Raw genomic sequence first — 24,215 nt, 5'->3', positions numbered from 1 at the left:
CGGCTGACCGTACGGAGCGGCCTCTGAATCGTGTCTACCCATAGACCCGAGAAAGGGGTCACTCCGCGGCAAACGCCAAGGAGTGACCCCTTTTTCGTGTTCGCATCCGAGTAGCTCAGTGGAAGAGCGGCACCGTCCGAAGGTGCAGGCCGGTGGTTCGACTCCACCCCCGGATACGAAACCCGATCCCTCGTAGCCCAATCGGTAGAGGCACCGGACCTAGATTCCGGGAGGTGCGAGTTCGAATCTCGCCGAGGGAACCGACACCACCTACACCATCCGGAAGCGTCATAGCTCCGAATACGTGGGGACACGGGTGAGCCGGATCAGCTGGTCCACCTTCGACGGATGGGAACCGCTATGCGCCATGCCTTCGCACGCCTCTTCACCTTTGTCTCGGCGTGTGTCGTGACCGCCGCAGTCGCAGCGACTGTCGCGCCCACGGCCTACGCCGCAGTAGTGCCCAAGTATTCGTGCGACGACGGGCAGCTCCAGGGAGACGAGATAATCATCCGCACCAATTGCAAAGCCACCGGTGACGCGCCGACCAAGCACGGAACCCATAAGGGTCCGTTCATCCTCAGCGGTAGCGGTTTGACCGGAAAATGCGAATCCGCGAGGGTTCTCTTGCCGCACCAAGTAATCGGCTCGAATTGCACAAAGCAGGACTGAAGCAGTAGGCCGCGATATCCTCCCGCCGCCGGGGCAGCGTGCTTCCCCGGCGCAATGGCTTGTCGCTCCCGGCATACCGAAACCTGCGCGAGTTCAAGCGGTCAGCACAGCTGGCGAAGAACGTCGAGCAGGAGCAGCGGAGATCGCTCTTCAGGAATGCTTTTCGTTTTCGTCGAGGACCTGTAGCAAGGTGCGGAAGTACTGATTGTTTTCGACCAGTTCCGGGAAGCTGTCGCGGATTTCGGCGGCAGTCATTTCGGGTGCGTCGAGGCGGGTGATCCAGACTACGGTCGGGATGGTTTCGTGGTCGAGGTATGCGCGGAGTTTGTGGTGGCCGTCGATGACGAACCCGCTCATGGGAAATCTGCTGAGGGTTCGGAGCGCGATCACCGCCGGACGCCCGCCGTCATTGATCAGCTGTCGATAGTGGGCGACGGCGGCGTCATCGGCCGGTGGCCAACCCTCCGTCGGAACCAGGTAGGTGGAGTCGTCCGGCCCTGGATAGAACCAGATGGGCTCGGCGGGCTCCGCGCATACGACCGCCAATCGCGAGACCGTGGTCCACTGCTTCTGCACTGCTTCCGGATAATCCGGCCACAATGGCTCTGGCCCACGGAGTTCGTAGCGACTCGGAGCCAGCAGTTGCAGCAACGGCTGCAACGACTCCCGCAGTGGAAGACCCGTGGCGGTGCCGGTGGTCAATTCCCGGAGAGCGGCCAAAGCCGCTGGCCGCGGTGGCCGCGCGGGAACACGAGCGACGAGCCGACCGACGCTGCCCTCGTATGCGGACGTGTCGAGATCGGTGACATCGCCGCCGATACGCAGCAACCCATGACTACTCCATCCACCGGCCAGATCCAGGCGATGCCCAACTCCTCGAACGTCGATCACTCCACTGCCGTCGCCGACGGCAACCTCCTCGACGTGGGTACTCATGAGCTACTTCATAGCAGGTAAACCCTGCGATCTGTCGCTCTGTTCCTGCTCCACGCTGGTTGGCCCAGCCCCGAAAAGGCTGGCGGGTCGAATCTTCTCGGGCTCAGCGATTTACGGGTGGTTGAGTAGATCTCGGATGGTGGGGCCGCGGCCGTGTAGGAGTGCGGTCTCCGACCAGATCCATAGTGCGGCCGGGATGGTCGAAAGTGTTGTCGCACTGAGTTGGTCGGCCCAGTGGAGCAGGCGGGTGAGTGGGGACATCAGGCGGACTTCAGTGGGTGGTGCAGGGGTTTGCGTAGGGAGGGTGGTCCGATCAGGGGGAGCGATGTGGGCAGGAGTTTGCTGCTGGCCGGGTCCCGCTGGTGGCGGGATCGCTCCCATGCGGCGGCGGTGATCTCGGCCCAGGTCTCGCGGCGGCCGTGTAGGACGAAATGGTCGGCGTCGATGGACGGCCACGGCTCGGGGCGGGTGGGGCCGAAATCGGTGAGCACGCGCACGGCCTCGGCGGGGGTCGGCGTGGACGCGAGGTGGAAACGAACGGTAGCCATGGAAATACCTTCGCCATCGGGGGGTGGTCGGCGAATCAGTCGGATGACGCTGGGTTGACGTATTCGCGGGTCGGATAGGGTCGCGACGGGTCGGCGATATCGCCGGAGGACCCGGAGAAGGGATGCCGCACGATGCCGCTGGTCGGACGAGACGCAGAGCTGAAGGCCCTGGCCGCGCTGCTGGACGGGCCCGCCGAACAGAGCGGAATCCTGATCGAGGGCGAGCCGGGCATCGGCAAGTCGGCGCTGGTGGAGGCGGCGGTGGCGGCCGCGGCCGTCGCGGGGCTGCGGGTGCTGCGCGCCACCGGCGTCGAGGCCGAGCACAATCTGCCGTACGCCGGACTGCATCGGCTGGTCTACCCCCTGCGCCGGAGCTTCGAGGCCCTGCCTGCCCGCCAGGCCGAGGCGCTGACCATCGCTTTAGGCATGTCCGACACCGCGGGCGACCCGAGTCCCTATCTGGTCGGCCTGGCCGCGTTGACCGTGCTGACCGACGCGGCCGCCGATCGGCCGCTGCTGGTCGTCGCCGAGGACGCGCACTGGCTCGATCCGGCCAGCGCCGACGCGCTCGCCTTCGTCGCCCGCCGCATCGAGTCCGAACCGCTCGTCCTGCTCGGCACCCTGCGCGACGGCGGCACCTCACCGTTGTGCGACGCCGGACTGACCGCGCTGCGGCTGGACGGGTTGTCCGACGACGACGCGACCGCGCTGCTCGACCGCTCCGCGGCGGACCTGCCCCCGGCGGTCCGGCGGCAGGTGCACGCGGAGGCTCGGGGCAACCCGCTGGCGCTGCTCGAATTGCCCATGGCGGCAGCGGAACTCACCGAGCCTGCCGACGCATTGCCGTTGACCGAACGACTGGAACGCGCCTTCACCGCACGCGCCGCCGCACTGCCCGCGGGTAGCCGCTCGGCGCTGCTGGTCGCGGCGGTCAACGACAGCGACTCGCTGGCCGAAACGCTCACCGCCACCGGCATTCTGCTGGGACACCCGGTCGAGCCCGAGATCCTCGCGCCGGCCGCCGCGGCCCGGCTGATCGAAATCGGCACCGGCACAGTGACCTTCCGGCACCCACTGATGCGGTCCGCGCTCGCGGCGACGGCGCCCGCCGCCGACCGCCGCCGGGCGCACCGCGCCCTCGCCGAGGCACTCGACGCGCTGCCGGATCGCCGGGTCTGGCATCGCGCGGCAGGCACCGTCGGCCCCGACGAGGAACTCGCGGCCGAACTCGAAACGACCGCGGAACAGGCACGACACCGAGCGGGCGCGGTCGCGGCACTGGAACGGGCGGCGGCGCTGAGCGCCCGTCCCGACCTGCGTGCCGATCGTCTGCTTCGCGCGGCCGAACTGGCCGTCGACTCCGGCCGCCGCGACTCCGCCGAACGCCTGGTCGGCCTCGCGCGCACGCTCGCGCTGACCCCGCGGCACGCGGCCACGGCCAGCCGGCTGCTCAGCGGGTTCGACGACGGAATGCGCGAAAGCCCCTCGCGGATAGCCGAACTGGCCGCGTCCGCGACCGCCGTCGCGGCCGACGGGCACACCGACGCCGCCCTGCGCATCCTGTGGGGCGCGGCCATGCGGTGCTTCTGGGTCGAACCCGGACCGGACACCCGCCGCGCCCTCCTCGCCGTCGCCGACGCGCTCCCGATTCCGGGCGACGACCCGCGCATGGTCGCGATTCAGGCGTACGTCGCTCCGTTCGAGCGCGGCGACCGGGTCCTGCGCCACCTCCGCGCACTGGTCTCGACCACCGGCCGCGACCCGGAGGTGGACCGCTTCCTGGGCAGCGCGTCCCTTCAGGTCGGCGCCTTCGACCTGGCCGTCGACTTCTCCACCGCCGCCGCACCGGGACTGCGCGCCGCCGGGCAACTGGGGCTGCTGCCCCGCGCGCTCACGGTGCAGGCCTGGAGCCTGGCCCGGCTCGGTGACCTCGCCGCCGCCGCACCGGTCGCGACCGAGGCGGCCGACTTCGCGCGGGAGACCGGCCAGCCGTTCATGCACGGGCTCGCCCTCGCGGTGCAGGCCGAAATCGCCGCGCTGCGTGGGGATTACCCGCAGGCGGTGACGCTGACGGCGGAGGCGGAACGGATCGGGCTGGCCTCGGGCGCGCGGCCGGTGCTGGCCACCGTCCAGCTCACCCGCGGACTCATCGCCCTCGGCGAGGGCCGATTCGACGACGCGTTCGCCGACCTGAACCGCATCCACGATCCGCGCGATCCGGCCCATTCACCGTTCCTGCGCGGGTATTTCCTCGCCGAGCAGGCCGAGGCGGCGGTGCGCGCCGGACAGTCCGACGCGATGCAGAAGTTGGTGCGCGAACTGGAGCCGGCGGCCGCGTCTACCTCCTCACCCGCGCTGCACATCGGAATGCGTTACGCACAAGCCGTTTTCGCCACCGACGCGGCCGACGAGCGGTTCACCGCCGCACTGTCGGCCGATCTGCGCCGCTGGCCGGCCGAGCGCGGCCGCCTGCACCTGGCCTACGGCGAATGGCTGCGCCGGCAGCGCCGGGTAGTCGAGTCCCGGACCCATTTGCGCACGGCCAGAGAGACTTTTGACGCCCTCGGCGGCACCGCATGGAGCGAACGCGCCCGGGTCGAACTGCGCGGCGCCGGCGAGACCAGCCCGGACCGCAGACCGGACGCCCGCGACCGGCTCACCCCGCACGAGCTGAGCATCGCGCAACTGGCGGCGCAGGGCTTGACCAACCGGGAGATCGGGCAGCGGCTGTACCTGTCGCATCGCACGGTCAGCACCCATTTGCACCGGATCTTCCCCAAGCTCGGCATCAGCGCGCGCGGCGAGCTGGCCGCGCTGCTGCCTGCCCTCGGCGACACGAACTCGTAGCCAACGCGCCGCCCGGCGCCGCTGACCGACACTGATTACGTCATCCGACGCTCGCGGCGGATCCCGTGCGCTCCCTAGCGTCGGTACCAGCGGTGACGGACCTCGCCGCGGATCCGCCGAGAACCGAGAGCAGGAGCGCAGATGGACATCAGCAGACGATTCTTCGGTGGCGCGCTGGCCGCCGGCGCAGTGGCCGCGCTGGGCGCCTGCGCCACCGACTCCACCACCGCGCCCGCGACCACGGCGCCCGGCTCGGACCCGCGGGCGGGCTCGGGCGCCAACACCACGCTCGGCCCGATCAAGCAGATCGACGCCGGAGCGTTGAATGTCGGGTACGCCGAATTCGGTCCCGGCACCGGACAACCCGTGATCCTGCTGCACGGCTGGCCCTACGACCCGTACAGCTACGCCGACGTCGGTCCGCTGCTGGCGGCCGCCGGGTACCGGGTGATCGTCCCGTTCCTGCGCGGCTACGGCCCGACCACCTTCCGGTCCGCCGAGACCGTCCGCAACGGGCAGCAGACGGCGATCGCCCGCGACATCGTCGACCTCATGGACGCGCTGCACATCGACCGCGCCGTCCTCGGCGGATTCGACTGGGGCGCACGGACGGTCGACATCATCGCGACCCTGTGGCCGCAACGCTGCAAGGCGATCGTCGCGGTGAGTGGATACATCGTCACCCAGCAGGCGGCACAGCAGCAGCCGCTGTCGCCGGAGGCCGAACTCGGCTGGTGGTACCAGTATTACTTCGCCACCGAACGCGGCCGCCTCGGCTACGCCCGCAACCGGCACGATTTCAACAAGCTGATCTGGCAGCGCGCCTCCCCGCAGTGGCATTTCGACGACGCGACCTACGACCGCAGCGCGGCCGCGTTCGACAACCCCGACCACGTCGACATCGTCATCCACAACTACCGGTGGCGGTTGAGCCTGGCGCCCGGCGAGCCGCAATACGACGCCTACGAGCAGCAACTCGCCGCCGGGCCGGCCATCACCGTGCCCGCCATCACCATCGGCAGCGATTTCGACGGCGCGGCCAAGGACGGAAAACCGTACCGCGGCAAGTACTCCGGCAAATACGAGCATCGCGTGCTCGACGGCATCGGGCACAACGTGCCGCAGGAAGCGCCGCGTCCGTTCGCGCAGGCGATCATCGACGCCGATCGCTGGTGATCGGCCGGGGCCGGTGACGCACCACCGGCCCCGCCGCCGCGCTACAGGTAGGCGCGTTGCCGGAGGCCGCCGCCGGACTCGAGCTCGAGCACGGTGTCGACGCCGATCCGGCGCAGGAACGGATAGTCGTGACTGATCACCAGCATCGCGCCGCGATAGTCGGCCAGCGCGTCGACGAGCTGGTCGACGCTGGCGATGTCGAGGTTGTTGGTCGGCTCGTCGAGGATCAGCAATTGCACCGGTGGATCGGCAAGCAGCAAGCGCGCCAACGACACTCGGAAACGCTCACCGCCGGACAAGGTCGAGACCGGTCGCTCGACGCTGTCACCGCGCAGCAGTAGCCGGGCCAGCTGATTGCGGATGGTGGCAGGCGGGGTGGCGGGGGCGGCCGCGTGCACGTTGTCGAGCGCGCCGGCCCGCTCGTCCAGGCCGTCGAGGCGTTGCGGGAGGTAGCCCACCCGGTCGGTGTACAGGGTGCCGCGTTCCGGGGCACGACCGTGGATCAGGTCCTCGATCAGTGTCGTCTTTCCCGCGCCGTTGCGGCCGATCAGGGCGACCCGCTCCGGGCCCTGGATGACGATGCCGCGCTCACCGTCGCGCAGTTCCGCGATGCGGCGGCTGCGCGGCACATCGGGGTCCGGCAATTCGAGATGGATGTGTTCCTCGCGCCGCACCCGCGCCGCCGCGGAGGCCAGCGCGTCCTGAGCCGCAACGACTTTCGCGTCCAGCGTGGTACGCATGGCCCCGGCCGAAGCCTGCGCCCTGCTGGCCCGATTGCCCGCCAGGATTCGCGGGATGCCGCCGTTCTGCTGGGTGTTGCGCCCCGTCCGTTCGCGTCGGGCGAGTTTGGTCTCGGCCTCGACGCGTTGGCGTTTCTCGACTTTCAACGCCTGCTCGGCGGTGCGGGCCGCCTGCTCGGCCGCCGCCTGTTCCTGTTCGATGTGCCGCCGCCAGTCACTGTAGGGGCCGCCGAACACGTCCAGGGTGGCGCCGCGCAGCTCCGCGGTGGCGTCCATCCGCTCCAGCAGTTCCAGGTCGTGGCTGACCACCACCAGGGTGCCGGGCCAGGTGTCGACGAATTCGGCCAGCTGGGAACGGGTTTCGCGATCGAGGTTGTTGGTCGGCTCGTCGAGCAGGGTGATCGGGGTGCGCTGTACCCGCAGCCCGGTGATCGCGACGAGCACCGCCTCGCCGCCGGAGATCTCCCCCACCTTCCGATCCAGATCGGCTGCGCTGAAACCGATTTCGTCCAGGGCCTGGTCGGCGCGGGCCTCGATGTCCCAGTCGTCGCCGACGGTCTCGAAGTGCCGTTCCGCGCTGTCGCCGGACTCGATCGCCCGCAGCGCCGCGAGAGTGTCGGCGATGCCGAGCAATTGGGCGATGGTGGCGTCGCGGCCGAGGGTGAGGGTCTGCGGCAGATAACCCACCGCGCCGGTGGTCTCGACGCGTCCGGAGGTGGGGGTGAGGATTCCGGCGATCAGGCGCAGCAGCGTCGATTTGCCCGCGCCGTTGCGGCCGACCAGGCCGGTGCGCCCGGCGGTGAGGGTGCCGTCGACCCCGGACAGCGCGACGGTGCCGTCGGGCCATTCGAAGGTCAACTGCTGCAAGGTGATCGCGGATTGCGTGGATATGGACATGGTTGGTCGACTCTTTCCTGCTCGCTGAGGAGCGGGCCGCACGTTGCGCGCCGAGGTCGCGAAGACCATGGGCGCGGGTGATTTCGGAACGTTGCGGAAGCAGACGGAGGCGAAACAGGCGCAGGCACGAAGACCTCGGACCGTCCCCGATACGGGACGCCGAGCGGAATGTGCGATCGAGACGCCGCCCCCGACTGGGCGGCTACAGTCTGTCGACTTCCTCCATGATCACCGGATCACCCTAACATTCGGCCCGTCGGGGGCGAGGTAGACCGCCCCCGGCGAACTCCGCGGACCGCTGCTCAGTGGGCGGCGGTGGCGCGCGCGGCCTGCTCGATCACGTCCGCGACGGCATCGGGATGCGCGACGGCGACCGAGTGCGACGCGGCGATCTCGGTGACGTGCGCGCGGGCCCGCTCGGCCATGAATCGCTGCGCCGCGACGGGGATGTTGAGGTCCTGGGTGGTGATCACATCCCAGCTGGGCTTGTCGGTCCAGGCGGCGACCATGGCCTTCTCCGCCAGCGCGGCCTGCGCGATCGGACGCTGGGCCGCGGCCGCCAGCGCGGCACGATCGGCGGGCACGTCGGCGGCGAATTGGGCGCGGAACTTGTCCTGCTGGATGTAGAGATCGGTGCCCGCGCTGCCGTCCGGACCGGTGAACGGGACCGGGTCGAGCGTGCCGGGCAGGGTGCTCCCGGGGAACTTGCCGGTCAGCTCGAGCGCGGTCTCGCCGGGTGCGGGCAGGAACGCCGCGACGTACACCAAGGCCCGCACCTGATCGCTGCCTGCGGCGGCGGTGCTGATGACCGAGCCGCCGTAGGAGTGCCCGACCAGCACGACGGGTCCGTTGATATGACTGATCAATCCCCGCAGCGTGGCGGCGTCGGCGACCGGGCCGCGCAGCGGATTGGCCGCCGCGACCACGGGATACCGATCCTTGCGGAGCTTGTCGATGACGTCGTTCCAGCTCGACCCGTCCGCGAACGCGCCGTGCACCAGCACGACGGTGGGCTTCGGCGCGTCCTCGGTCGGCTCGGCACGCGTCGTGCTCGCGGTGCAGGCGACGGCGAGGCTGCCCGCGGCCACCGCGGCGGTGATCGCCGCGATCGCCCGGGCAGCGCGCCGGTTATGGGGACGTCGGATGCCGGCCATGTGGATGTTCCTTCCGCGAAACAGTGGACTTGACGGCTTCCACTGTGCGTCGGCCGGTCCCGCCGCCACATCTGTCACCTGACGCCGACCATGACGTAGTCGGTACGTCAGCGCCGCTGGGCGCGGATGGCGGTGATGGCGTCACCCGCGGTGGCGACGGAAACGCCGAGCAGCACCAGGTCCTTGATCAGGAACCCGCCGCCCGACCCGAGGAACGGGAAACCGTAACCGGGTTGCCAGACGCCGGGCGCGCTGAGCATGAAGCTCAGGGTGGTCAGAAACAGGACGACCGCGCCGGCGCTGCCGAGCAGGGCGACGCGCGGGGCGAAACGCCCTGCGGCGATGGCCAGCCCGATCGCGATCTCCACGACGCCGAGGACCGCCGAGAGGGCATCGACGCTCAGCAGGTGGTAGAGCCACGACATCAGTGGCGAGCTGGCCACCAGCGGCTGGATCCCCTGAGCCTCGAAGGAGAAGAACTTCATCGCGCCGATCCAGACGATGACCAGCGCCAAGCCGTAACGGCTCAGCGCGGCACCGATCGTCGGCACCGCGGCGGCTCGATCGAACGTCGAGGTACGGGTGATGGTTGCCATGATGTGCTCCCTGTTTCGGTGATAGCGCCGGATTCCCCGTGAAAGTGACCGGCTAACTCGTAACACTGGTCATTGTGACCCGCGACACCGTGACCGGTCAAGTGGTTACACTGGTCTCATGACGATCGAAGGTCAGCCCGAAGCCGTGCATCGGCTGGTGGCGTTCATCAACACCCGGCACTGCCCCGACGGCGACGACGTGCTGACCGACGAGCGCGCCCCGGGATGGCTGGCCTCCTGGCTCGGGTCCGACGGCGCCGGACCCGCCGTCGGGCCGGATGCGCTACTGGCACTGCGGAATCTGCGCGAGGGCATGCGTGAGCTGGCCGCGGCCAACAACGGGCAGCAGTCCGATACCGACGTGATCCAGAGTGCGGCAACGGTTTTGGCGTCCGCGCCGGTGATCCTGCAGCTCGGGGACAATCAGCGGGGCCCACACCTGGTCGCCGATTCCGCCGCGGATCCGGCGCGGCACGCCGTCGCCGCGGTGGCGCAGTCCTACCTCACCGTCCGCGCCTCCGGCGACTGGGCCAGGGTCAAATCCTGCGCCGCGGCCGACTGCCGCTGGGTCTACTTCGACACCTCACGCAATCGCTCCCGCCGCTGGTGCGACATGACCAACTGCGGCAATCGAGCCAAGAACCGCACCTGGCGCGAGCGCGTCCGCTCCGGCGAGCAGGCCGACTGAACGCATTGCCGCCGTACGGAATTCGCCGAGCGAACCGCTACGCCGACTCGTCCGGCGGGGGCTCCTCGCCACCGCCGCGGATGGTCCACAGCAGACCGTCCAGCTCGTCGGGCTTGATGAGGACGTCGCGGGCCTTCGAGCCCTCGCTGGGGCCGACTACGCCGCGGGTTTCCATCAGGTCCATGAGGCGGCCTGCCTTGGCGAAGCCGACGCGCAGTTTGCGCTGCAGCATGGAGGTGGAGCCGAACTGGGAGGTGACCACCAGTTCGACGGCTTGGATGAACACGTCGAGGTCGTCGCCGATATCGGGGTCGACATCCTTCTTCTCGCCCTGTTTCGCGGCGGTGACGCCCTCTTGGTACTCGGGCTCGGCCTGGTTCTTGGCGAAGTCGACGACGGCGTGGATTTCCTCGTCGCTGATGAACGCGCCCTGCAGGCGGGTCGGCTTGTTCGCGCCCATGGGCAGGAACAGGCCGTCGCCCATGCCGATCAGTTTCTCGGCGCCGGGCTGATCCAGGATGACCCGCGAGTCGGTCAACGACGAAGTGGCGAAGGCCAATCGGGACGGCACGTTGGTCTTGATCAGGCCGGTGACCACGTCGACCGAGGGTCGCTGGGTGGCCAGCACCAGGTGAATGCCCGCGGCACGGGCCTTCTGGGTGATCCGCACGATCGCGTCCTCGACGTCGCGCGGCGCGGTCATCATCAGGTCGGCGAGCTCGTCGACGATGGCGAGGATGTACGGGTAGGGCCGGTACACCCGTTCGCTGCCGAGCGGCGCGGTGATCGCGCCGGACTTGACCTTCTTGTTGAAGTCGTCGATGTGGCGAACCTTGTTGGCCTGCATGTCCTGATAGCGCTGCTCCATCTCCTCGACCAGCCAGGCCAGCGCGGCGGCCGCCTTCTTCGGCTGGGTGATGATGGGCGTGATCAGGTGCGGAATGCCCTCGTACGGGGTGAGTTCCACCATCTTCGGGTCGATCAGGATCATCCGGACCTCGTCCGGCGTGGCCCGGTGCAGCAGCGAAACCAGCATCGAGTTCACGAAACTCGACTTACCGGAGCCGGTGGAGCCGGCCACCAGCAGGTGCGGCATCTTGGCCAGGTTCGCGGCCAGGTAGTCGCCCTCGATGTTCTTGCCGAGCCCGATCACCAACGGGTGGTGGTCGTTACGGGTGGACGGCGCCTTGAGCACGTCGGCGAGGCGGACCAGTTCGCGATCGGAGTTGGGCACCTCGATGCCGACGGCGGACTTGCCCGGGATCGGCGCGAGCAGCCGAACGTTCTCCGTGGCAACGGCATACGCGATGTTGCGGGCGAGCGCGGTGATCTTCTCGACCTTCACGCCGGGCCCGAGTTCCACCTCGTAGCGGGTGACCGTCGGGCCGCGCACGAAACCGGTGACCGCCGCGTCGATCTTGAACTGCACCAGCACCTCGGTGATCGCCTCGATCATCGATTCGTTGGCGGCGCTGCGCTTCTTGGGCGGGTCGCCGTCGGTCAGCAACGACATCGGCGGCAGCACGTAGTCGCCCTCGACCTCGCGATCGGCGACGAATTCGAGCTGCTTCGGCGGCGGCGGGGTCTGGTCCTCGACCTTCACGGCCGGGCGCTGCTTCTTCGGTTTCGGCTTGGCGGCCGGGGTTTCGGTCGCGATCGGTTTGGCGTCCTGCAACGGCGGCTCGCCGAGCACCTCGGTCACCGCGTCGGGATCGCCGAACTCGTCGGGCGGGTAGTTCTCCGCAGGCGTGCGGCCGCGGCGCTTCGCCTTGGCCGAGTGCAGCGGGAACCCGTCGGCGTCGTACTTGGCCGGGTCGTACCCGTATTCGCCCTCGTACTCACCGTATTCGTCGCCACCGCTGCCGGTGCCGAAGTACTCGCGCAGCCGGGCCGGTACCTCGCGCACGGTCGTGCCGGTGAGCAGCAGCACGCCGAAGACGATGGCCAGCAACAGGATCGGCACCGAGAGCCAGGCGGTGAGCCCGTTGGTGAGCGGGCCGCCGACCACGAAGCCGACGAAACCCGCTGCGCGCGAACGCCCGTGCGGGTCGGTCGGCGCGCCGGCGATGACGTGCCACAGCCCGAGCACCGGCAGACCGACCAGCAGCCCACCGAGCACCAGGCGCGGCCGGATCTCCGGACGTGGCTCGGTCCGCATCAGAATCACCGCGATCCCGGTGGCCACGAACGGCAGTCCGGCCGAGGCCGAGCCGGACACGGCCCGGATGGCCTCGCCCACCCAGTGCCCCACCGGACCGCCCGCCGACAGCCAGACCGCGGCGGCGATCACCGCGCTCAACGCGATCAGGGCCAGCGCGATGCCGTCGCGACGATGGCCGTGCTCGATCTCCCCCGCCTTGCTCAGCGTCCGGGTGGTGGCACCGAGCCCCCGCGCGAGCATGTTCCAGCCGCTGCTGATGCCGCGGCTCAACACGGCCAGCGGCGCGGTGTTCGACGCGCGCCGAACCGGCCTGTGCGCGGGTGGGCGGCGCGCCCGCGGGGTCGTCGTGGTGCGGGGCGTTGCCGAACGGGACCGAGCCGCCGTGGTCCGTCCCCGCGCCGATCCCGCCCGCGCCCGAGTAGTCGTGGTGCTGCGGGACTTACCTGCCATGGACCCAGGCTAGCCGCAACCGCCCCTTCCAGACCATCCGCAACACTGGTATCGCAGGTCTCATCAGTGCCTAACTGTGCAGATGCCCAGGTCGCCGCTGATCCGACTGCGCAGGCCCCCAGCGGCCGATCCCGCGTGTCGAAGCCGACCTGCCGAGCCCGCGACGTCGTCCAGCGAACCGTCCGATCGGCCGGCGCGCACGCGGGACGAACGATCAGACGGAGCGATCCAGCGCCAGCACCGCCTGCACGGCCTCCGGGGTACCGGTGGTCTCGATCCGGACCTCATTGCGGCCGAACGAATGCAGCAGCAGCTCCGACGGCGCCCCGGTCAGCACCACTTCCTCGCCCGGCTTCGACCGGACGACCGCGCGCCGCTCGTCCAGCGTCTCCAGCACGACCCGCACCGGCGCTTTCCGGTAGGACCGCCGCGCCATTCGCCGGACCAGCTGCCAGTACCTGTCCTCGTCCGCCTGCGCGAGCGCCCGCGGCTCCCAGCCGGGGCTGCCGCGCCGCACGTCCTCGTGGTGCACGAACATCTCGGTCAGATTCGCGATCGCGTCGACCGGGCGCAGCGGCGACCACCACGGCGGCCCGGTCCGGACCAGTTCCAGCAGCTCGGGGAACGGCCGGCTCGCCGCTGTGGCCTGCACGCGGTCGAGATACCCGGCGAACGGCTTCAGCAGGATGCCCGGCGCGGCGTCGGGGCGGCGCTCCCGAACCACCAAGTGCGCGGCGAGGTCTCGCACCGTCCAGGTGCCACACAGGGTGGGCGCCTCCGGCCCGACCGCGGTCATGGTCTCGACGAGCTTCTGACGTTCCCGCTGCGCGATGCTCACCCTTCGAACATACCGACCAGGTCGGGCGTCCTCGCCCCGGCGTCACGGACGGCGAAACGCAGAACCCCCGAATTCTTGGGTAGCGCAATGAGGGTTCGCTATGTACCTTGTCACTCGGTCCATCGGGTCGTGGACCTAAATACAAGAAGGGCAAATTCCCTGTGAAGAAGTTTATGACTGGTGCAGCCGTCGTGGCCGCCGCGGGTTGCGCGCTGGCTATCAGCGCGCCTGCCGCGCAAGCCAAGGCTTACAACTACGGCGCGATCGCACTGTCCACCTCCACCGGACTGATCGGGTACTCCTACGATTACCCCGATTCGAGCTCCGCGCAGGCGCGGGCGGTCCGCAGCTGCGGCGCGAGCGATTGCGAGACGGTGGTCTGGTTCGCCAACGGCTGTGGGGCGGTGGCCTATTCGAGCCGGACCGGCGACTACAGCTGGGGTTACGCCGCGTCGCGCAGCGGCGCGCAGAGCAAGGCGCGGGTGAACAACTCCTCCGACGCCTACATCGTGCACTGGAACTGCACGTCCAACCACGGCTGATGTCCGCGAATCGATTCAGGGGAAACATCGTGAAACACCGCACTTTCCGGACCGCCGTGGCCGTCGTGCTGGCCGCCGCCGCGTGCACGCTCACCGCCTGCGCCTCCGGCGACAAGGAGTCCTCGTCGCCGAGCACCACCGCCAACGCCGACACCAAGCCCGGCGAACTCCAGGGCGGAAGCGACAAGGGCGAGAAGGAAACCGGCTCCGCGCCGACCACCCCGTCCTCGCCGGCCCTGGCCAAGCCTTCGACACAGCAGCTGAACGATCGCCTGAGCAAGGCATTCGATCCGAACGTGCCGAACAAGGAGAAGATCAGCTGGATCCAGGCCGCCGAGCAGGACCCCTACCTGGTCGCGAACCTGGTCGACGCCGCCAAGAAGCAGGGCGTCAAGGTCGAGATCACCAAGGTGAACGACCCGGCCGACGGCAAGCTGAAGGCCGACGCCAAGGTGACCATCAACGGCAGCCCGGTCGACGGCGCGTTCGTCTCGTTCGTCTCCGAGGGCGGCGAGTGGAAGGTGGACCACACCTTCGCCTGCAACATCGTCAAGAGCGCGAAGATCGAGTCCGCGGCATGCGAGGAATGACCAGGGACTGACCACGGAAAAGCGCCGGAAGCCAATGGCTTCCGGCGCTTTTCGTTGTTCTGATCAGACGCCGATGACCGTGGGCACGATCATCGGGCGGCGACGGTAGGTGTCGGCGACCCAGCGGCCGACGACGCGCCGCACGCTCTGCGCGATCCGGTGGATGTCGGTGACGCCCTCGGTGGCCAACCGTTGCAACTCCGCCTCGACCAGTTCGGCCGCGTCGGACAGCGCCGTCGGATCGTCGGAGAATCCGCGTCCGCTGACCTCCGGCGCGCTCACCGCCTTGCCGGTGGTCTCGTCGATCGCCACGGTGATCGAGATGAAACCACCCTCGCCGAGCACCAGGCGGTCCGACAGCGTCGACTCGCCGACGTCACCGACCGAGAGGCCGTCGACGTACACGTGCCCGACCGGCACCCGGCCGACGATCGAGGCGATGCCGTCGACCAGGTCGACCACCACGCCGTCCTCGGCCAGCATGACCCGGTCCTCCGGCACGCCGGTCGCGATGGCCAGCGCGGCGTTGGCGCGCAGGTGCCGCCATTCGCCGTGCACGGGCATCGCATTGGTCGGGCGCACCGCGTTGTACAGGTAGAGCAGCTCGCCCGCGGACGCGTGCCCGGAGACGTGCACCTTGGCGTTCTGCTGGGTGATCACCGTGGCGCCGAGCCTGGCCAGGCCGTTCACCACCGCGAACACCGAGTTCTCGTTGCCCGGGATGAGCGAGGAGGCCAGCACCACGAGATCGTCCGCGCGGATGTTGATCTGGCGGTGATCGCCGCGGGCCATCCGGGACAGCGCCGAGAGCGGCTCACCCTGCGAACCGGTCGAGATCAGCACCAGTCGATCGCCGGGCAGCGTCGCGGCCTGGTCGAGGTCGACGACCACGCTCTCCGGCACGGTCAGGTAGCCGAGGTCCTGGGCGATCTGCATGTTGCGGACCATCGAGCGGCCGACGAAGCAGATCCGCCGGTTGTACTTCTGGGCCACGTCGACGACCTGCTGGATGCGGTGCACGTGGCTGGCGAAGGAGGCGACGATCACCCGGTTGCGCGCCTTGCCGATCACCGTGTCGAGCACGCCGCCGATTTCGCGTTCCGGCGTGACGAAGCCGGGCACCTCGGCGTTGGTGGAGTCCACCAGGAACAGGTCGACGCCCTCGTCGCCGAGCCGGGAGAAACCGGCCAGGTCGGTGAGGCGTCCGTCCAGCGGCAGCTGGTCGAGCTTGATGTCACCGGTGTGCAGCACGACGCCCGCGGGGGTGCGGATGGCGACGGCGAGCGCGTCCGGGATGGAGTGGTTGACCGCGAAGAACTCGCAGTCGAACGGGCCGTGGTTGGTGTGCTGGCCCTCGATGACCTCGATCAGCTTCGGCTGCTGGCGGTGCTCCCGGCACTTCGCCGCGACCAGCGCGAGGGTGAACTTGGAGCCGACCACCGGGATGTCGGCGCGCAGCCGCAGCAGGAACGGGACCGCGCCGATGTGATCCTCGTGACCGTGCGTGAGCACGACCGCGACCACGTCGTTGATCCGGTGCTCGATCGGCCGGAAGTCGGGCAGGATCAGGTCGACGCCGGGCTGCTGGTCCTCGGGGAACAGCACGCCGCAGTCGACGATGAGCAGCTTGCCGCCGTACTCGAAAACGGTCATGTTGCGGCCGATTTCGCCGATGCCGCCGAGCGCGAAGACGCGCAGGCCGTTCTTGGCCAGCTTCGGCGGTGCGCCGAGACGATCGTGGGCGAGCGCCGCGGCGCGCGGATCCGGTTGCGGCGCGGACTGTTCGGCGCGACCGCGGCCGGACTGCTGACGGCCGCGACCGGATTTGCGCGCCTGCTGGCCGTTGGGCGGGGCTTCCGCGCGTGCGGCGCTCTGCTTGGCCGGCGCGGACTTCTTCGCCGCCGACTTGCGCGGCTGCGCGGTCTTCGGCGCCGCCGGCTCGGACGTGGCCGCCGGCGACTGCGCGACCTGCGCCTGCACCGCGACTTCGGGCTGGGCGGCCGGCTTCTCGACGCGCTTGGGCGGCTCGACGGGGGCCGGCGGCGGCGGACCGGCGGTCCGGGACGCGGTCCGACGGGGACGACGTGCGACAGGTTCGGTCATGACCGAACCTCGATGCACTGGGTATTCAGCTCACTCTGCTGTGTGGTGATTCGCTCGCTCCGCTCTCTCATCCGAGTACCCCCGCCGCCCGTAGATCGGCGGCAAGGAACTCGAGTTGTTCAGGGTTCGGCATCAACTGCGGCAACCGCGGCTCGCCCGCGTCGATCCCGAGCAGGCGGAGGCCGCCCTTGCTCATCGCGACACCGCCCAAACGGAACATCGCCGAGTTCAAGGGCACCAGGCCGGCATTGATCTCGCGGGCGCGCTCGACCGCGCCCGCGGTATAGGCGGTGAGCAGCTCACGCAGCCGCTCGGGGACGAGATGTCCGATGACGCTGATGAATCCGGTCGCGCCGATGGACAGCCAGGGCAGGTTCAGCGTGTCGTCGCCGGAGTAGAAGGCCAGGTCGGTGTTCGCGATCAGGTCGGCGCCCGCGTTCAGGTCGCCCTTAGCATCCTTCACGGCGACGATGCGCGGATGCTCGGCCAGCCGGCGGATGGTGTCGCTGGCGATCGGCACCACCGAGCGCGGCGGAATGTCGTAGAGGGTGACCGGCAGGTCGGTGGCGTCGGCGACCGCGGTGAAGTGCGCGAGCAGGCCCTCCTGCGAGGGACGCGAGTAGTACGGCGTCACCACCAGCAGGCCGTACGCGCCGGCCCGCTGGGCGTTGCGGGCGAGTTCGATGGAATGCGCGGTGTCGTAGGTGCCCGCGCCCGCGATCACGGTGGCCCGGTGGCCGACCGCCTCGACGACGGCGCGGAGCAGATCCGCCTTTTCCTGTTCGGTGGTGGTCGGCGACTCGCCGGTGGTGCCGGAGATCGCGAGCAGGTCGACACCGCGATCGACCAGGTGAGCCGCGAGCGCGACCCCGGCATCGACGTCGAGCTTGCCGTCGGCGCTGAAGGGGGTCACCATCGCGACACCTACCGTGCCGGACGCGCGCAGCTCGTTCTGCGTCGATTCACCGTTCGTCATGGTCAGAAAGGCTACCCGGTCGAAGGAACACCCTCGACACCGTCGCCACCGAAGTGACCGGCCGGTTCGGCGCGTGGTCACCCACGGCATTATCGTGATGTCATTCCCGTCCTTGCGTGACATCAAATATGACGCCACACTGATGTCATGGATCTGAACAAGTACACCGCTCGCCTGCGCGAGGACCTGATCGCGGCCGCCGCCCTCGGCGACGAGAAGACCCAGGCCACCGCGGCGGCGCTGGCCGCGGCGACCGAGAGCTCGGCCCGGCTGGTGCTACTTGCCGCGCTGTCCGACCTGGCCAACGAACTCAGCACCGAACTGGGCGACCGCACGGTGCACCTGTCCTTCGACGGCACCGAGGCCAAGGTCGATCTGCGCAAGAAGGCGTCCGCCGACGATCATCCGACCTTCGACGAAATGACCGGTGACATCAGCCGGGTCACGCTGCGGCTGGTCGAAACGCTGAAGTCCAAGGCCGAAGAGGCTGCCGCACAGAGCAACCAGTCGCTGAACTCCTGGCTGTCCGGCGCGGTCTCGGGCGCCCTGCGCGACCAGATGCGCGGTTACGGACAGAAGCGGGACGTCTGATCACAGGAACGGGGCGAGATTGCCCTTGGACCCGATCACCACCTTGTCCAGTTCGAGCCAGTCGGCCATGTCGCGCAGCGACTCGGTGAGCGCGTGCGCGGTGGCGGGGGTGTCGTGGCCGGGCTCGGCGAAGGCCGCGGGGACGGAGAGCCGCCCCGCGGCGCGCTCGGCGCGCAGGTCGACCCGGCCCACCAATTCGCCGTTCAGCAGGAACGGGAAAACGTAATAGCCGTGCACCCGTTTGGGTTCCGGGGTGTAGATCTCCAGCCGGTAGTGGAAATCGAAGAGGCGCTCGGTGCGGGCGCGGAAGAAGATCAGCGGGTCGAACGGGCACAGCAGCGCCGCGCCCTCGACCCGGCGCGGGATGGCCGCGCCCTCGCGCAGATAGGCGGGCTTGTCCCAGCCCTCGACCTCGACCTGGTGTAGCTCACCCGCGTCGAGCAGATCGGCGATGGCCGGTTCGGTTTGGCTGCGCTGTAGCCGGTAGTAGTCACGCAGGTCGGTCTCGGTGCCGATGCCGTGCGCGGTGGCGGCGCGCAGCAGCAGTTCGCGGATCGCGTCCTCCTCGGAAACGGTGCGCGCCAGGATATCCGGCGGTATCACCCGTTCGGCCAGGTCGTAGTACCTGGCGAAGCTGACCCGCTTGTCGATCGACAGCGCGCCCGCGGCGAACAGCTGCTCGCAGATCGTCTTGGTGTCGCTGAGGTTCCACCAGGAACCGCCGCCGCGCGGCTTGTCCAGTTCCAGATGCCGTTCGACGTCGCCCGCGGTGCACGGGCCGACCTCGGTGAGCACGTCCAGGATGTCGCTGCCCAGGCTGGGATTGCGCTCGACCACCTTGGTGGCGGCCGACCAGCGTCCGTTCTCGAACCGCTTCATCCGCCAGCGCATCAGCGGCCAGTCCTCGACCGGGATCAGTGCGGCCTCGTGCGCCCAGTACTCCACCAGCCGCCGCGGGCGCCGCGCGTTGTGGCTCCACGCCGCGTCCTCGAGCAGCGACCGATCGTAGGCCCCGATCCGGCTGAACACCGGCGCGTAGTGCGCCCGCACCACCGCCGACACCGAATCCAGTTGCAGCAGTTGCGTTTTCTCGACCACCCCGAGCACCGACCGCCGGGTGGCCCGCACCGGTTTCCGGGCCGTGAACCCCTGCGCCGCCAGCGCGATCCGCCGCGCCGCCGCGACACTGAACTTCCGCATCCCTGCAATATGCCACGGGGGTCCGACAAGCTTCGCCGAGCGGGCCTAGGTGGAGATCTTGATGCTGCCCGCCGCGTCGATCTCGGTGCGGCGGTCCTGGTCGGGAGCGTTGGCCAGGACGGTGGCGAGGATGCGCCGGCCCATGGGGAGCACGCGGACGGTGACCGAGCCGGCGTTGGCGGCGTCCAATTCCTTTGTCGCGGCCTCGATTACCTGTTGACGGACCCAGCGGGGCACGCCGGCGAAGCCGCCGTCGTCGAGCAGGACCACCTCCACGCCGCGCGAGCGCGCGCCGCGGGCGGCGCTGCTGAGCTCGTCGGTGACGAGTTGCGGGGCGCGCAGGCCGTCGCGCAGCTCGGCCTCCAGCAATCGGCACTGCTCGCGTTCGGTGGCGGTGAGTTCGACGCCGTCGGCGATGCGTTCCAGGATCGGCCGGGCCACCTTGTCCAGGCGGGCCAGCTGACGGTCGCGTTCGCCGTTCTCCGCGGCCATGGTGGCCTCGGCGGCGGCGCGCATCGTCGACTCCTCGCGCAGCAGCCGCAACGAGCGTTGCGTCGGCCGCATGATCACCGCGAACAGCGAGACGCCGGCGACCGTGGCGATCGGCACGATCGAGCTGGCGACCACCCCGCCGCTCAGCCCGTTCACCACGCCGACCGTCGCGATGACCGCCGCGACACCGCCGACCCCGAGCCACGCCGCGCCCAGCCGCCCGCGCAGCACCAGCACCGCGAGCACGTAGGACGAGGCGAACGCGGTCCACACCTGCCTCGACCAGCCGTGCTCGGCATCGAAGCAGGTGAGCGCGGTGGCCAGCGGTCCGGACGCGGCCACGAAGATCGTGGCGGGCAACGGCAGCGGATCGACCGGGATGACCAGCACCAGCACCCCGGCCGCGGCCAGCAGCACCAGCGCGGTCACCGCGGCGATCAGCGGCGAATCGCCGAAGTTGCGGACCATGTACAGCACGATGGTCGCCTGCAGGATGAGCAGGAACAGCCCGGCCGCCGGATCCCGCAGTCCGAGCAGATCGCGCAGCCCGAATTCGGTGTCCTGGTCAGCCATCGCTGCCCCACACCAACGTCACCGTGGTGCCCTCGCCCGGCTGCGACTCCACGAAGCCCGCACCGCCGGCCAGCTGCCGCATCCGGCCGAGGATGCTCACCGAGATGCCGAGGCGATCGGCGGGCACCTGACCCAGATCGAAACCCGCGCCGTCGTCCCGGAATACCACCCGGATGCCGCCGGCGCTGATCGTCACCGTGACGGTGCGCTGCACCTCCCGGCCGGGCACGGTGGCGTGGCGCAAGCTGTTGCGCACCGCCTCGGTGAGCGCGGCGGCGATGGTGCCCGCGGCGTCCACCGGCAGTCGCAGGTCGTCGAATCCGGACCAGCGGCGCGCGGTGAAGCGGATGCCGGGGTTGACCTCGTGCACCGCCGATCGCAGGAAGCCGGTGGCGGACTGCGCGTCCAGCCGATTCGGTTCGACGTCGCCGACCCGGCATTCGTCGAGTTGTTCCAGTGTCCGCTCGGCCTGCCTGCGCAGCACCGGCGAGTCGGTGCCCGCCCTGGACGCGTCGAGCAGCGTGGACAGCACCGCGTCGTGGATCAGCGCGGCGAACCGCGCGCGTTCCCGATCGCGCGCCGCGGCGCCGGCCACCGCCGCCGCCCGCCTGCTCTCGATCGCCGACTCCCGGTCCACCCGGTCCGCGGCGGCCTTCGCGTAGATGGCGCACCACAGGAACAGCGCGCACAGTCCGGCCGCGCGCACGAAATCGCCCGCCCACACCACGGGCGTCGAGTCGGGCAGCACGAAGGCGTTGGCGAACGCCGACAGCGCCGCACCGATCACCAGGTAGATCACCGCGAACAACGGGCGCCAGGCCAGCACGGCCGCGAGCACACCGAGCGCGAGCACCCGGTACAGCCACACCGAGGAGGCCTCCGGGGCCGGAGCCGGATACGCGAGCGGGATCACCGCCATGGCGGCGAGGAAACTCACCGCCGCCGCGCCCGAAACCAGTTGGATCAGTTGCCTGCTCGACGCTATCGACACCGCGGCCAGCACCGGGAACAACCCGAACGCCAGGACCACCGTCAGGATCGTCCAGCCGCCCGCGATCAGCCTGCTCTGGTCGGCGATCTCCGGCAGTTCCACCACCGCGACGATCACGCCGGCGATGCCGATCGCCAAGCCGAAGCGCCGCAGAATTCGATCGGACGCGCCCTCGTAACCACTCTGTTTGGACACCGGAGCCGCGCCCCTGCGCCAACGGCTCGGAGACAGGCGCTCGAGTGACACAGTGGGGGTCGGGGTGTCCAGCATGCTGGACGCGGTCATCCGCGTGGATGCCGCTCGGGCACCGGAAGCCATCCGTCCTCCACTGCCCGCTTGTACAGGTCGGTCTTGGTCGGCGCCGGACGGCCCGCGTCGGCGTACTTCTGCCGGATGCGGCCGAGGTAGTCGTTGACCGTCTGTTCGGACAGACCGGTCAATCGCGCTACCCGGGAAGCCTTCTCGCCGGACGCGTACAGCGTGAGCACCTCTTCCTGACGCGGGCTGAGCCCGACGTCGGACAGCTGCGGGTCGCCGTCGATGGCGGCGGCCCAGTCGGTGGTCACCACCTGTTCGCCGGAACCCGCGCGGCGCACGGCGGCGACCACGGTCTGCACGTCCTCGGACTTGCGCACCACACCGAGCACACCGGCCCGCGCGGCGGACCGCACGAGGAACGCGTTGTCCGCGCCGGTGAAGATCAGCACCTCGATGCCACGGTCACGCAGGGCGCGCACGTTGTCCTCGGGCGTCGACCCGTCGGCCAGGCGCAGGTCCAGCACGACCAGATCCAGTTGCGGTAGATCTTGAGCGGCGGCCAATAACTCGGGCACCGTGCCTGCGGTGAGCACCAGGTCGAGATCGGGTTCGGGCGCGAGCATTGCGGCCAGTCCGATCGCTACTGATTCGTGGTCTTCGACCACTCCGATCCGGCGCGGTGCGTTATTGCCCCCTTCGGCCAACGTCACCTGAAATCTCCATTCCCGAGCAAACTCGTCACATCCCCACCGCAACAACGTTCTGTCAGTATGCCGGGCCGAAGCACCGAATGGTCAGACACCAGAAATCGGGGCCGTCCCTAAATCGCGTCCGGCAGCGATTGTCACTGCCAGCTATTTCGGGGACAAAAACTGTCAGTCGCCCATTAGTTGCGCGGCAATGGTCGCCCCGAGCTCCCAGCAGCGCTGGATGTCGTCCTTGGTGGGTGGGCCGGACACGACGACCGGTGCGGCGGACTGTTGCCAGCCGAGGCCCGTGGTGACCCGTTCCACCCCGCGTTCGGCACCCTCGGTGCCCTCGTTGCCGTGCAGGTAGAAACCGAAGGGCCGACCGGTGGTGGAGTCGAGACAAGGATAGTAGAACGTGTCGAAGGCATGCTTGAGGGCACCCGACATGTAGCCGAGATTGGCCGGGCTACCGAGCAGATATCCGTTGGCCGCCAACACATCCGAGGCGGTGACCGCGAGCGCGGCGCGCCGCACCACCCGCACGCCCTCGATCTCCGGATCGTTCGCGCCGGAGACCACCGCCTCGAACATGGCCTGCATATGCGGGGACGGCGTGTGATGGATGATCAGCAGCTGCGCCACACGACGAGCTTAGTGTCCGGTCGCGGCGCGCGGGGCGGGCGCACGCCGCGGACAGGTAGCGCGGGTCTTGCTGGAATCGTCGCGACGAGTCGGTTCGCGGATATCCAGCGAAGTGCCCGCCATCGGTCCGTGCGCTCCTGCGACCACGCTGACGACCGCCGAATATCCTCGGACGTGAGCGAATTCACCGAGGGGTCGGCGCGCGCCGCGACCGATTCGGCCGAGGTCCGCCGCGAACGCGTAGTTGAAACCGTCACTACCGCATGGAGTCGGTTCACCGGGTGAAATCCGCGGCCATCGGCGTTCATGAAACTTCGCGAAATGAGGGCTCGCCACGCACCCGTTCAGCGGGCTTGGTCGCGTTCGAGTTTTTCCAGCGCGACGGCGCGGCGCATGGTGGCGCGGGCGCGGGTGCGGTCGCCGGCGTAGTCGTAGGCGCGGGCGAGCCGATAGGAGACGCGCCAGTTGTCCGGGTCCGCCTCCCATTCGGTTTTGACCTGGGCGAACAGTTCGTCGGCCGCGTCGCGTTCGATGCGGCCGGACGGGCGGTGCGGCAGTGCGGAGACGTCGAGCTCGCCACCCTCCTCGTGCATCCGCCGGGCCAGGCGCTGATGGGCCAGCGCGGCGAGCACGGTGGCCCCGACGACCCAGACGCCGACGAACGGCAGGATCAGCACGCCGATGCCGATGAGGATCGCGGCGACGCCGCCGGCGCCGATGAGGCTGAACGCGATTCGGCCGAGCAGCAGGAAGTAGAACCCGAGCACGAGGACCAGGACCGCGAGGAACGCGACGACCTTGATGACGTCCCGGCCCTGCTTGGCTCCGTCCGCGGCGGGGTCGGCGGCGTTCACGCCCGCACCTC

At 69.5% G+C, this 24,215-nt stretch carries 22 protein-coding genes and 2 tRNA genes; 9 read left to right on the top strand and 15 right to left on the bottom strand.

Going from position 1 to position 24,215, the window contains the following annotated elements:
• Positions 1–104 precede the first annotated feature (104 nt).
• Together ACFQ9K_RS06880 and ACFQ9K_RS06875 are read left to right on the top strand one after the other, a co-directional pair.
• A tRNA-Arg gene (locus tag ACFQ9K_RS06880) sits at positions 105–176 on the top strand.
• A gap of 10 nt (positions 177–186) precedes the next feature.
• Positions 187–260: transfer RNA gene (locus ACFQ9K_RS06875), tRNA-Leu, on the top strand.
• A 562-nt stretch (positions 261–822) separates the two neighbouring features.
• Here the strand turns inward: ACFQ9K_RS06875 and ACFQ9K_RS06870 are convergent.
• Positions 823–1,608, bottom strand: coding sequence for a hypothetical protein (locus tag ACFQ9K_RS06870; RefSeq protein WP_378723002.1), 786 nt, complete (start codon positions 1,606–1,608; stop codon positions 823–825).
• Between the two features lie 260 nt (positions 1,609–1,868).
• Positions 1,869–2,156: a hypothetical protein gene (locus tag ACFQ9K_RS06865; RefSeq protein ID WP_378723004.1), complete on the bottom strand. Its 288-nt coding sequence runs from the start codon at positions 2,154–2,156 to the stop codon at positions 1,869–1,871.
• 132 nt (positions 2,157–2,288) lie between these two features.
• On the opposite strand from ACFQ9K_RS06865, the gene ACFQ9K_RS06860 reads away from it, so the two are divergent.
• Together ACFQ9K_RS06860 and ACFQ9K_RS06855 are read left to right on the top strand one after the other, a co-directional pair.
• Complete coding sequence (locus ACFQ9K_RS06860) at positions 2,289–5,003, top strand: AAA family ATPase (RefSeq protein ID WP_378723005.1); 2,715 nt, start codon at positions 2,289–2,291, stop codon at positions 5,001–5,003.
• A gap of 141 nt (positions 5,004–5,144) precedes the next feature.
• On the top strand, positions 5,145–6,179 hold the full coding sequence (locus ACFQ9K_RS06855; protein ID WP_378723007.1) for an alpha/beta fold hydrolase: 1,035 nt from the start codon (positions 5,145–5,147) through the stop codon (positions 6,177–6,179).
• A 41-nt stretch (positions 6,180–6,220) separates the two neighbouring features.
• On the opposite strand, the gene ACFQ9K_RS06850 is transcribed toward ACFQ9K_RS06855, so the two are convergent.
• From ACFQ9K_RS06850 to ACFQ9K_RS06840, 3 genes are all read right to left on the bottom strand, one after another.
• Positions 6,221–7,816: an ABC-F family ATP-binding cassette domain-containing protein gene (locus ACFQ9K_RS06850; protein ID WP_378723008.1), complete on the bottom strand. Its 1,596-nt coding sequence runs from the start codon at positions 7,814–7,816 to the stop codon at positions 6,221–6,223.
• Positions 7,817–8,118: 302 nt separating this feature from the next.
• Entirely contained in the window at positions 8,119–8,970 is an 852-nt protein-coding gene (locus tag ACFQ9K_RS06845) for an alpha/beta fold hydrolase (protein ID WP_378723009.1), read from the bottom strand.
• Positions 8,971–9,077: 107 nt separating this feature from the next.
• Complete coding sequence (locus tag ACFQ9K_RS06840) at positions 9,078–9,566, bottom strand: YkgB family protein (RefSeq protein ID WP_378723010.1); 489 nt, start codon at positions 9,564–9,566, stop codon at positions 9,078–9,080.
• A 118-nt stretch (positions 9,567–9,684) separates the two neighbouring features.
• On the opposite strand from ACFQ9K_RS06840, the gene ACFQ9K_RS06835 reads away from it, so the two are divergent.
• Positions 9,685–10,254: a CGNR zinc finger domain-containing protein gene (locus ACFQ9K_RS06835; RefSeq protein WP_378723011.1), complete on the top strand. Its 570-nt coding sequence runs from the start codon at positions 9,685–9,687 to the stop codon at positions 10,252–10,254.
• 37 nt (positions 10,255–10,291) lie between these two features.
• On the opposite strand, the gene ACFQ9K_RS06830 is transcribed toward ACFQ9K_RS06835, so the two are convergent.
• The gene (locus ACFQ9K_RS06830; protein WP_378723012.1) at positions 10,292–12,655 is read right to left on the bottom strand and encodes a DNA translocase FtsK; all 2,364 of its coding nucleotides are present in this window, start codon (positions 12,653–12,655) and stop codon (positions 10,292–10,294) included.
• Between ACFQ9K_RS06830 and ACFQ9K_RS06825 the strand changes: the two genes are divergently transcribed.
• Positions 12,630–12,878 carry a hypothetical protein gene (locus ACFQ9K_RS06825; protein ID WP_378723013.1) on the top strand — a complete coding sequence of 83 codons (249 nt, stop codon included), beginning with the start codon at positions 12,630–12,632 and terminating at the stop codon, positions 12,876–12,878. The genes ACFQ9K_RS06830 and ACFQ9K_RS06825 overlap by 26 nt on opposite strands.
• A gap of 201 nt (positions 12,879–13,079) precedes the next feature.
• Here the strand turns inward: ACFQ9K_RS06825 and ACFQ9K_RS06820 are convergent, their stop codons facing one another.
• Positions 13,080–13,703, bottom strand: a complete 624-nt coding sequence (locus tag ACFQ9K_RS06820) for a TIGR03085 family metal-binding protein (protein WP_378723015.1) — start codon at positions 13,701–13,703, stop codon at positions 13,080–13,082.
• 173 nt (positions 13,704–13,876) lie between these two features.
• Here ACFQ9K_RS06820 and ACFQ9K_RS06815 point away from each other — a divergent pair, with 173 nt between their 5' ends.
• Entirely contained in the window at positions 13,877–14,245 is a 369-nt protein-coding gene (locus ACFQ9K_RS06815; RefSeq protein ID WP_378723017.1) for a DUF4189 domain-containing protein, read from the top strand.
• Between the two features lie 29 nt (positions 14,246–14,274).
• Positions 14,275–14,835: a hypothetical protein gene (locus tag ACFQ9K_RS06810; protein WP_378723018.1), complete on the top strand. Its 561-nt coding sequence runs from the start codon at positions 14,275–14,277 to the stop codon at positions 14,833–14,835.
• A gap of 63 nt (positions 14,836–14,898) precedes the next feature.
• Here the strand turns inward: ACFQ9K_RS06810 and ACFQ9K_RS06805 are convergent, their stop codons facing one another.
• The gene (locus ACFQ9K_RS06805; protein ID WP_378720599.1) at positions 14,899–16,938 is read right to left on the bottom strand and encodes an RNase J family beta-CASP ribonuclease; all 2,040 of its coding nucleotides are present in this window, start codon (positions 16,936–16,938) and stop codon (positions 14,899–14,901) included.
• Positions 16,939–17,005: 67 nt separating this feature from the next.
• Positions 17,006–17,914: a 4-hydroxy-tetrahydrodipicolinate synthase gene (gene dapA, locus ACFQ9K_RS06800; RefSeq protein ID WP_378720600.1), complete on the bottom strand. Its 909-nt coding sequence runs from the start codon at positions 17,912–17,914 to the stop codon at positions 17,006–17,008.
• Positions 17,915–18,061: 147 nt separating this feature from the next.
• On the opposite strand from dapA, the gene ACFQ9K_RS06795 reads away from it, so the two are divergent.
• Positions 18,062–18,505, top strand: coding sequence for a hypothetical protein (locus ACFQ9K_RS06795; RefSeq protein WP_378720601.1), 444 nt, complete (start codon positions 18,062–18,064; stop codon positions 18,503–18,505).
• Here the strand turns inward: ACFQ9K_RS06795 and ACFQ9K_RS06790 are convergent, their stop codons facing one another.
• The 6 genes from ACFQ9K_RS06790 to ACFQ9K_RS06765 all read right to left on the bottom strand — a co-directional run bounded on the left by ACFQ9K_RS06790 (position 18,506) and on the right by ACFQ9K_RS06765 (position 24,204).
• The gene (locus tag ACFQ9K_RS06790) at positions 18,506–19,705 is read right to left on the bottom strand and encodes a winged helix-turn-helix domain-containing protein (RefSeq protein WP_378720602.1); all 1,200 of its coding nucleotides are present in this window, start codon (positions 19,703–19,705) and stop codon (positions 18,506–18,508) included.
• 45 nt (positions 19,706–19,750) lie between these two features.
• The gene (locus ACFQ9K_RS06785) at positions 19,751–20,770 is read right to left on the bottom strand and encodes a hypothetical protein (RefSeq protein ID WP_378720603.1); all 1,020 of its coding nucleotides are present in this window, start codon (positions 20,768–20,770) and stop codon (positions 19,751–19,753) included.
• Positions 20,763–21,956: an ATP-binding protein gene (locus ACFQ9K_RS06780; RefSeq protein WP_378720604.1), complete on the bottom strand. Its 1,194-nt coding sequence runs from the start codon at positions 21,954–21,956 to the stop codon at positions 20,763–20,765. Before ACFQ9K_RS06780 ends, ACFQ9K_RS06785 begins: the two co-directional genes overlap by 8 nt.
• An 86-nt stretch (positions 21,957–22,042) precedes the next feature.
• Positions 22,043–22,729: a response regulator gene (locus ACFQ9K_RS06775; RefSeq protein WP_150405770.1), complete on the bottom strand. Its 687-nt coding sequence runs from the start codon at positions 22,727–22,729 to the stop codon at positions 22,043–22,045.
• A 165-nt stretch (positions 22,730–22,894) separates the two neighbouring features.
• Positions 22,895–23,350, bottom strand: coding sequence for a flavodoxin family protein (locus tag ACFQ9K_RS06770; protein WP_378720605.1), 456 nt, complete (start codon positions 23,348–23,350; stop codon positions 22,895–22,897).
• 344 nt (positions 23,351–23,694) lie between these two features.
• Positions 23,695–24,204: a hypothetical protein gene (locus ACFQ9K_RS06765; RefSeq protein ID WP_378720606.1), complete on the bottom strand. Its 510-nt coding sequence runs from the start codon at positions 24,202–24,204 to the stop codon at positions 23,695–23,697.
• Between the last annotated feature and the right edge of the window lie 11 nt (positions 24,205–24,215).

Source organism: Nocardia sp. NPDC056564, from assembly GCF_042793755.1.
Classification (GTDB): Bacteria; Actinomycetota; Actinomycetes; order Mycobacteriales; family Mycobacteriaceae; genus Nocardia.
Note: the sequence above shows the minus strand (reverse complement) of the source record. Positions and strands in the feature narration are given on the sequence as shown.

Coding starts and splice junctions, on each gene's coding strand:
- ACFQ9K_RS06860 (WP_378723005.1), top strand. CDS start 2,289: ATGCCGCTGGTCGGACGAGACGCAGAGCTGAAGGCCCTGGCCGCGCTG.
- ACFQ9K_RS06830 (WP_378723012.1), bottom strand. CDS start 12,655: ATGCTCGCGCGGGGGCTCGGTGCCACCACCCGGACGCTGAGCAAGGCG.
- ACFQ9K_RS06865 (WP_378723004.1), bottom strand. CDS start 2,156: ATGGCTACCGTTCGTTTCCACCTCGCGTCCACGCCGACCCCCGCCGAG.
- ACFQ9K_RS06805 (WP_378720599.1), bottom strand. CDS start 16,938: ATGACCGAACCTGTCGCACGTCGTCCCCGTCGGACCGCGTCCCGGACC.
- ACFQ9K_RS06870 (WP_378723002.1), bottom strand. CDS start 1,608: ATGAGTACCCACGTCGAGGAGGTTGCCGTCGGCGACGGCAGTGGAGTG.
- ACFQ9K_RS06785 (WP_378720603.1), bottom strand. CDS start 20,770: ATGGCTGACCAGGACACCGAATTCGGGCTGCGCGATCTGCTCGGACTG.
- ACFQ9K_RS06790 (WP_378720602.1), bottom strand. CDS start 19,705: ATGCGGAAGTTCAGTGTCGCGGCGGCGCGGCGGATCGCGCTGGCGGCG.
- ACFQ9K_RS06795 (WP_378720601.1), top strand. CDS start 18,062: ATGGATCTGAACAAGTACACCGCTCGCCTGCGCGAGGACCTGATCGCG.
- ACFQ9K_RS06855 (WP_378723007.1), top strand. CDS start 5,145: ATGGACATCAGCAGACGATTCTTCGGTGGCGCGCTGGCCGCCGGCGCA.
- ACFQ9K_RS06845 (WP_378723009.1), bottom strand. CDS start 8,970: ATGGCCGGCATCCGACGTCCCCATAACCGGCGCGCTGCCCGGGCGATC.
- ACFQ9K_RS06815 (WP_378723017.1), top strand. CDS start 13,877: ATGACTGGTGCAGCCGTCGTGGCCGCCGCGGGTTGCGCGCTGGCTATC.
- ACFQ9K_RS06835 (WP_378723011.1), top strand. CDS start 9,685: ATGACGATCGAAGGTCAGCCCGAAGCCGTGCATCGGCTGGTGGCGTTC.
- dapA (WP_378720600.1), bottom strand. CDS start 17,914: ATGACGAACGGTGAATCGACGCAGAACGAGCTGCGCGCGTCCGGCACG.
- ACFQ9K_RS06840 (WP_378723010.1), bottom strand. CDS start 9,566: ATGGCAACCATCACCCGTACCTCGACGTTCGATCGAGCCGCCGCGGTG.
- ACFQ9K_RS06850 (WP_378723008.1), bottom strand. CDS start 7,816: ATGTCCATATCCACGCAATCCGCGATCACCTTGCAGCAGTTGACCTTC.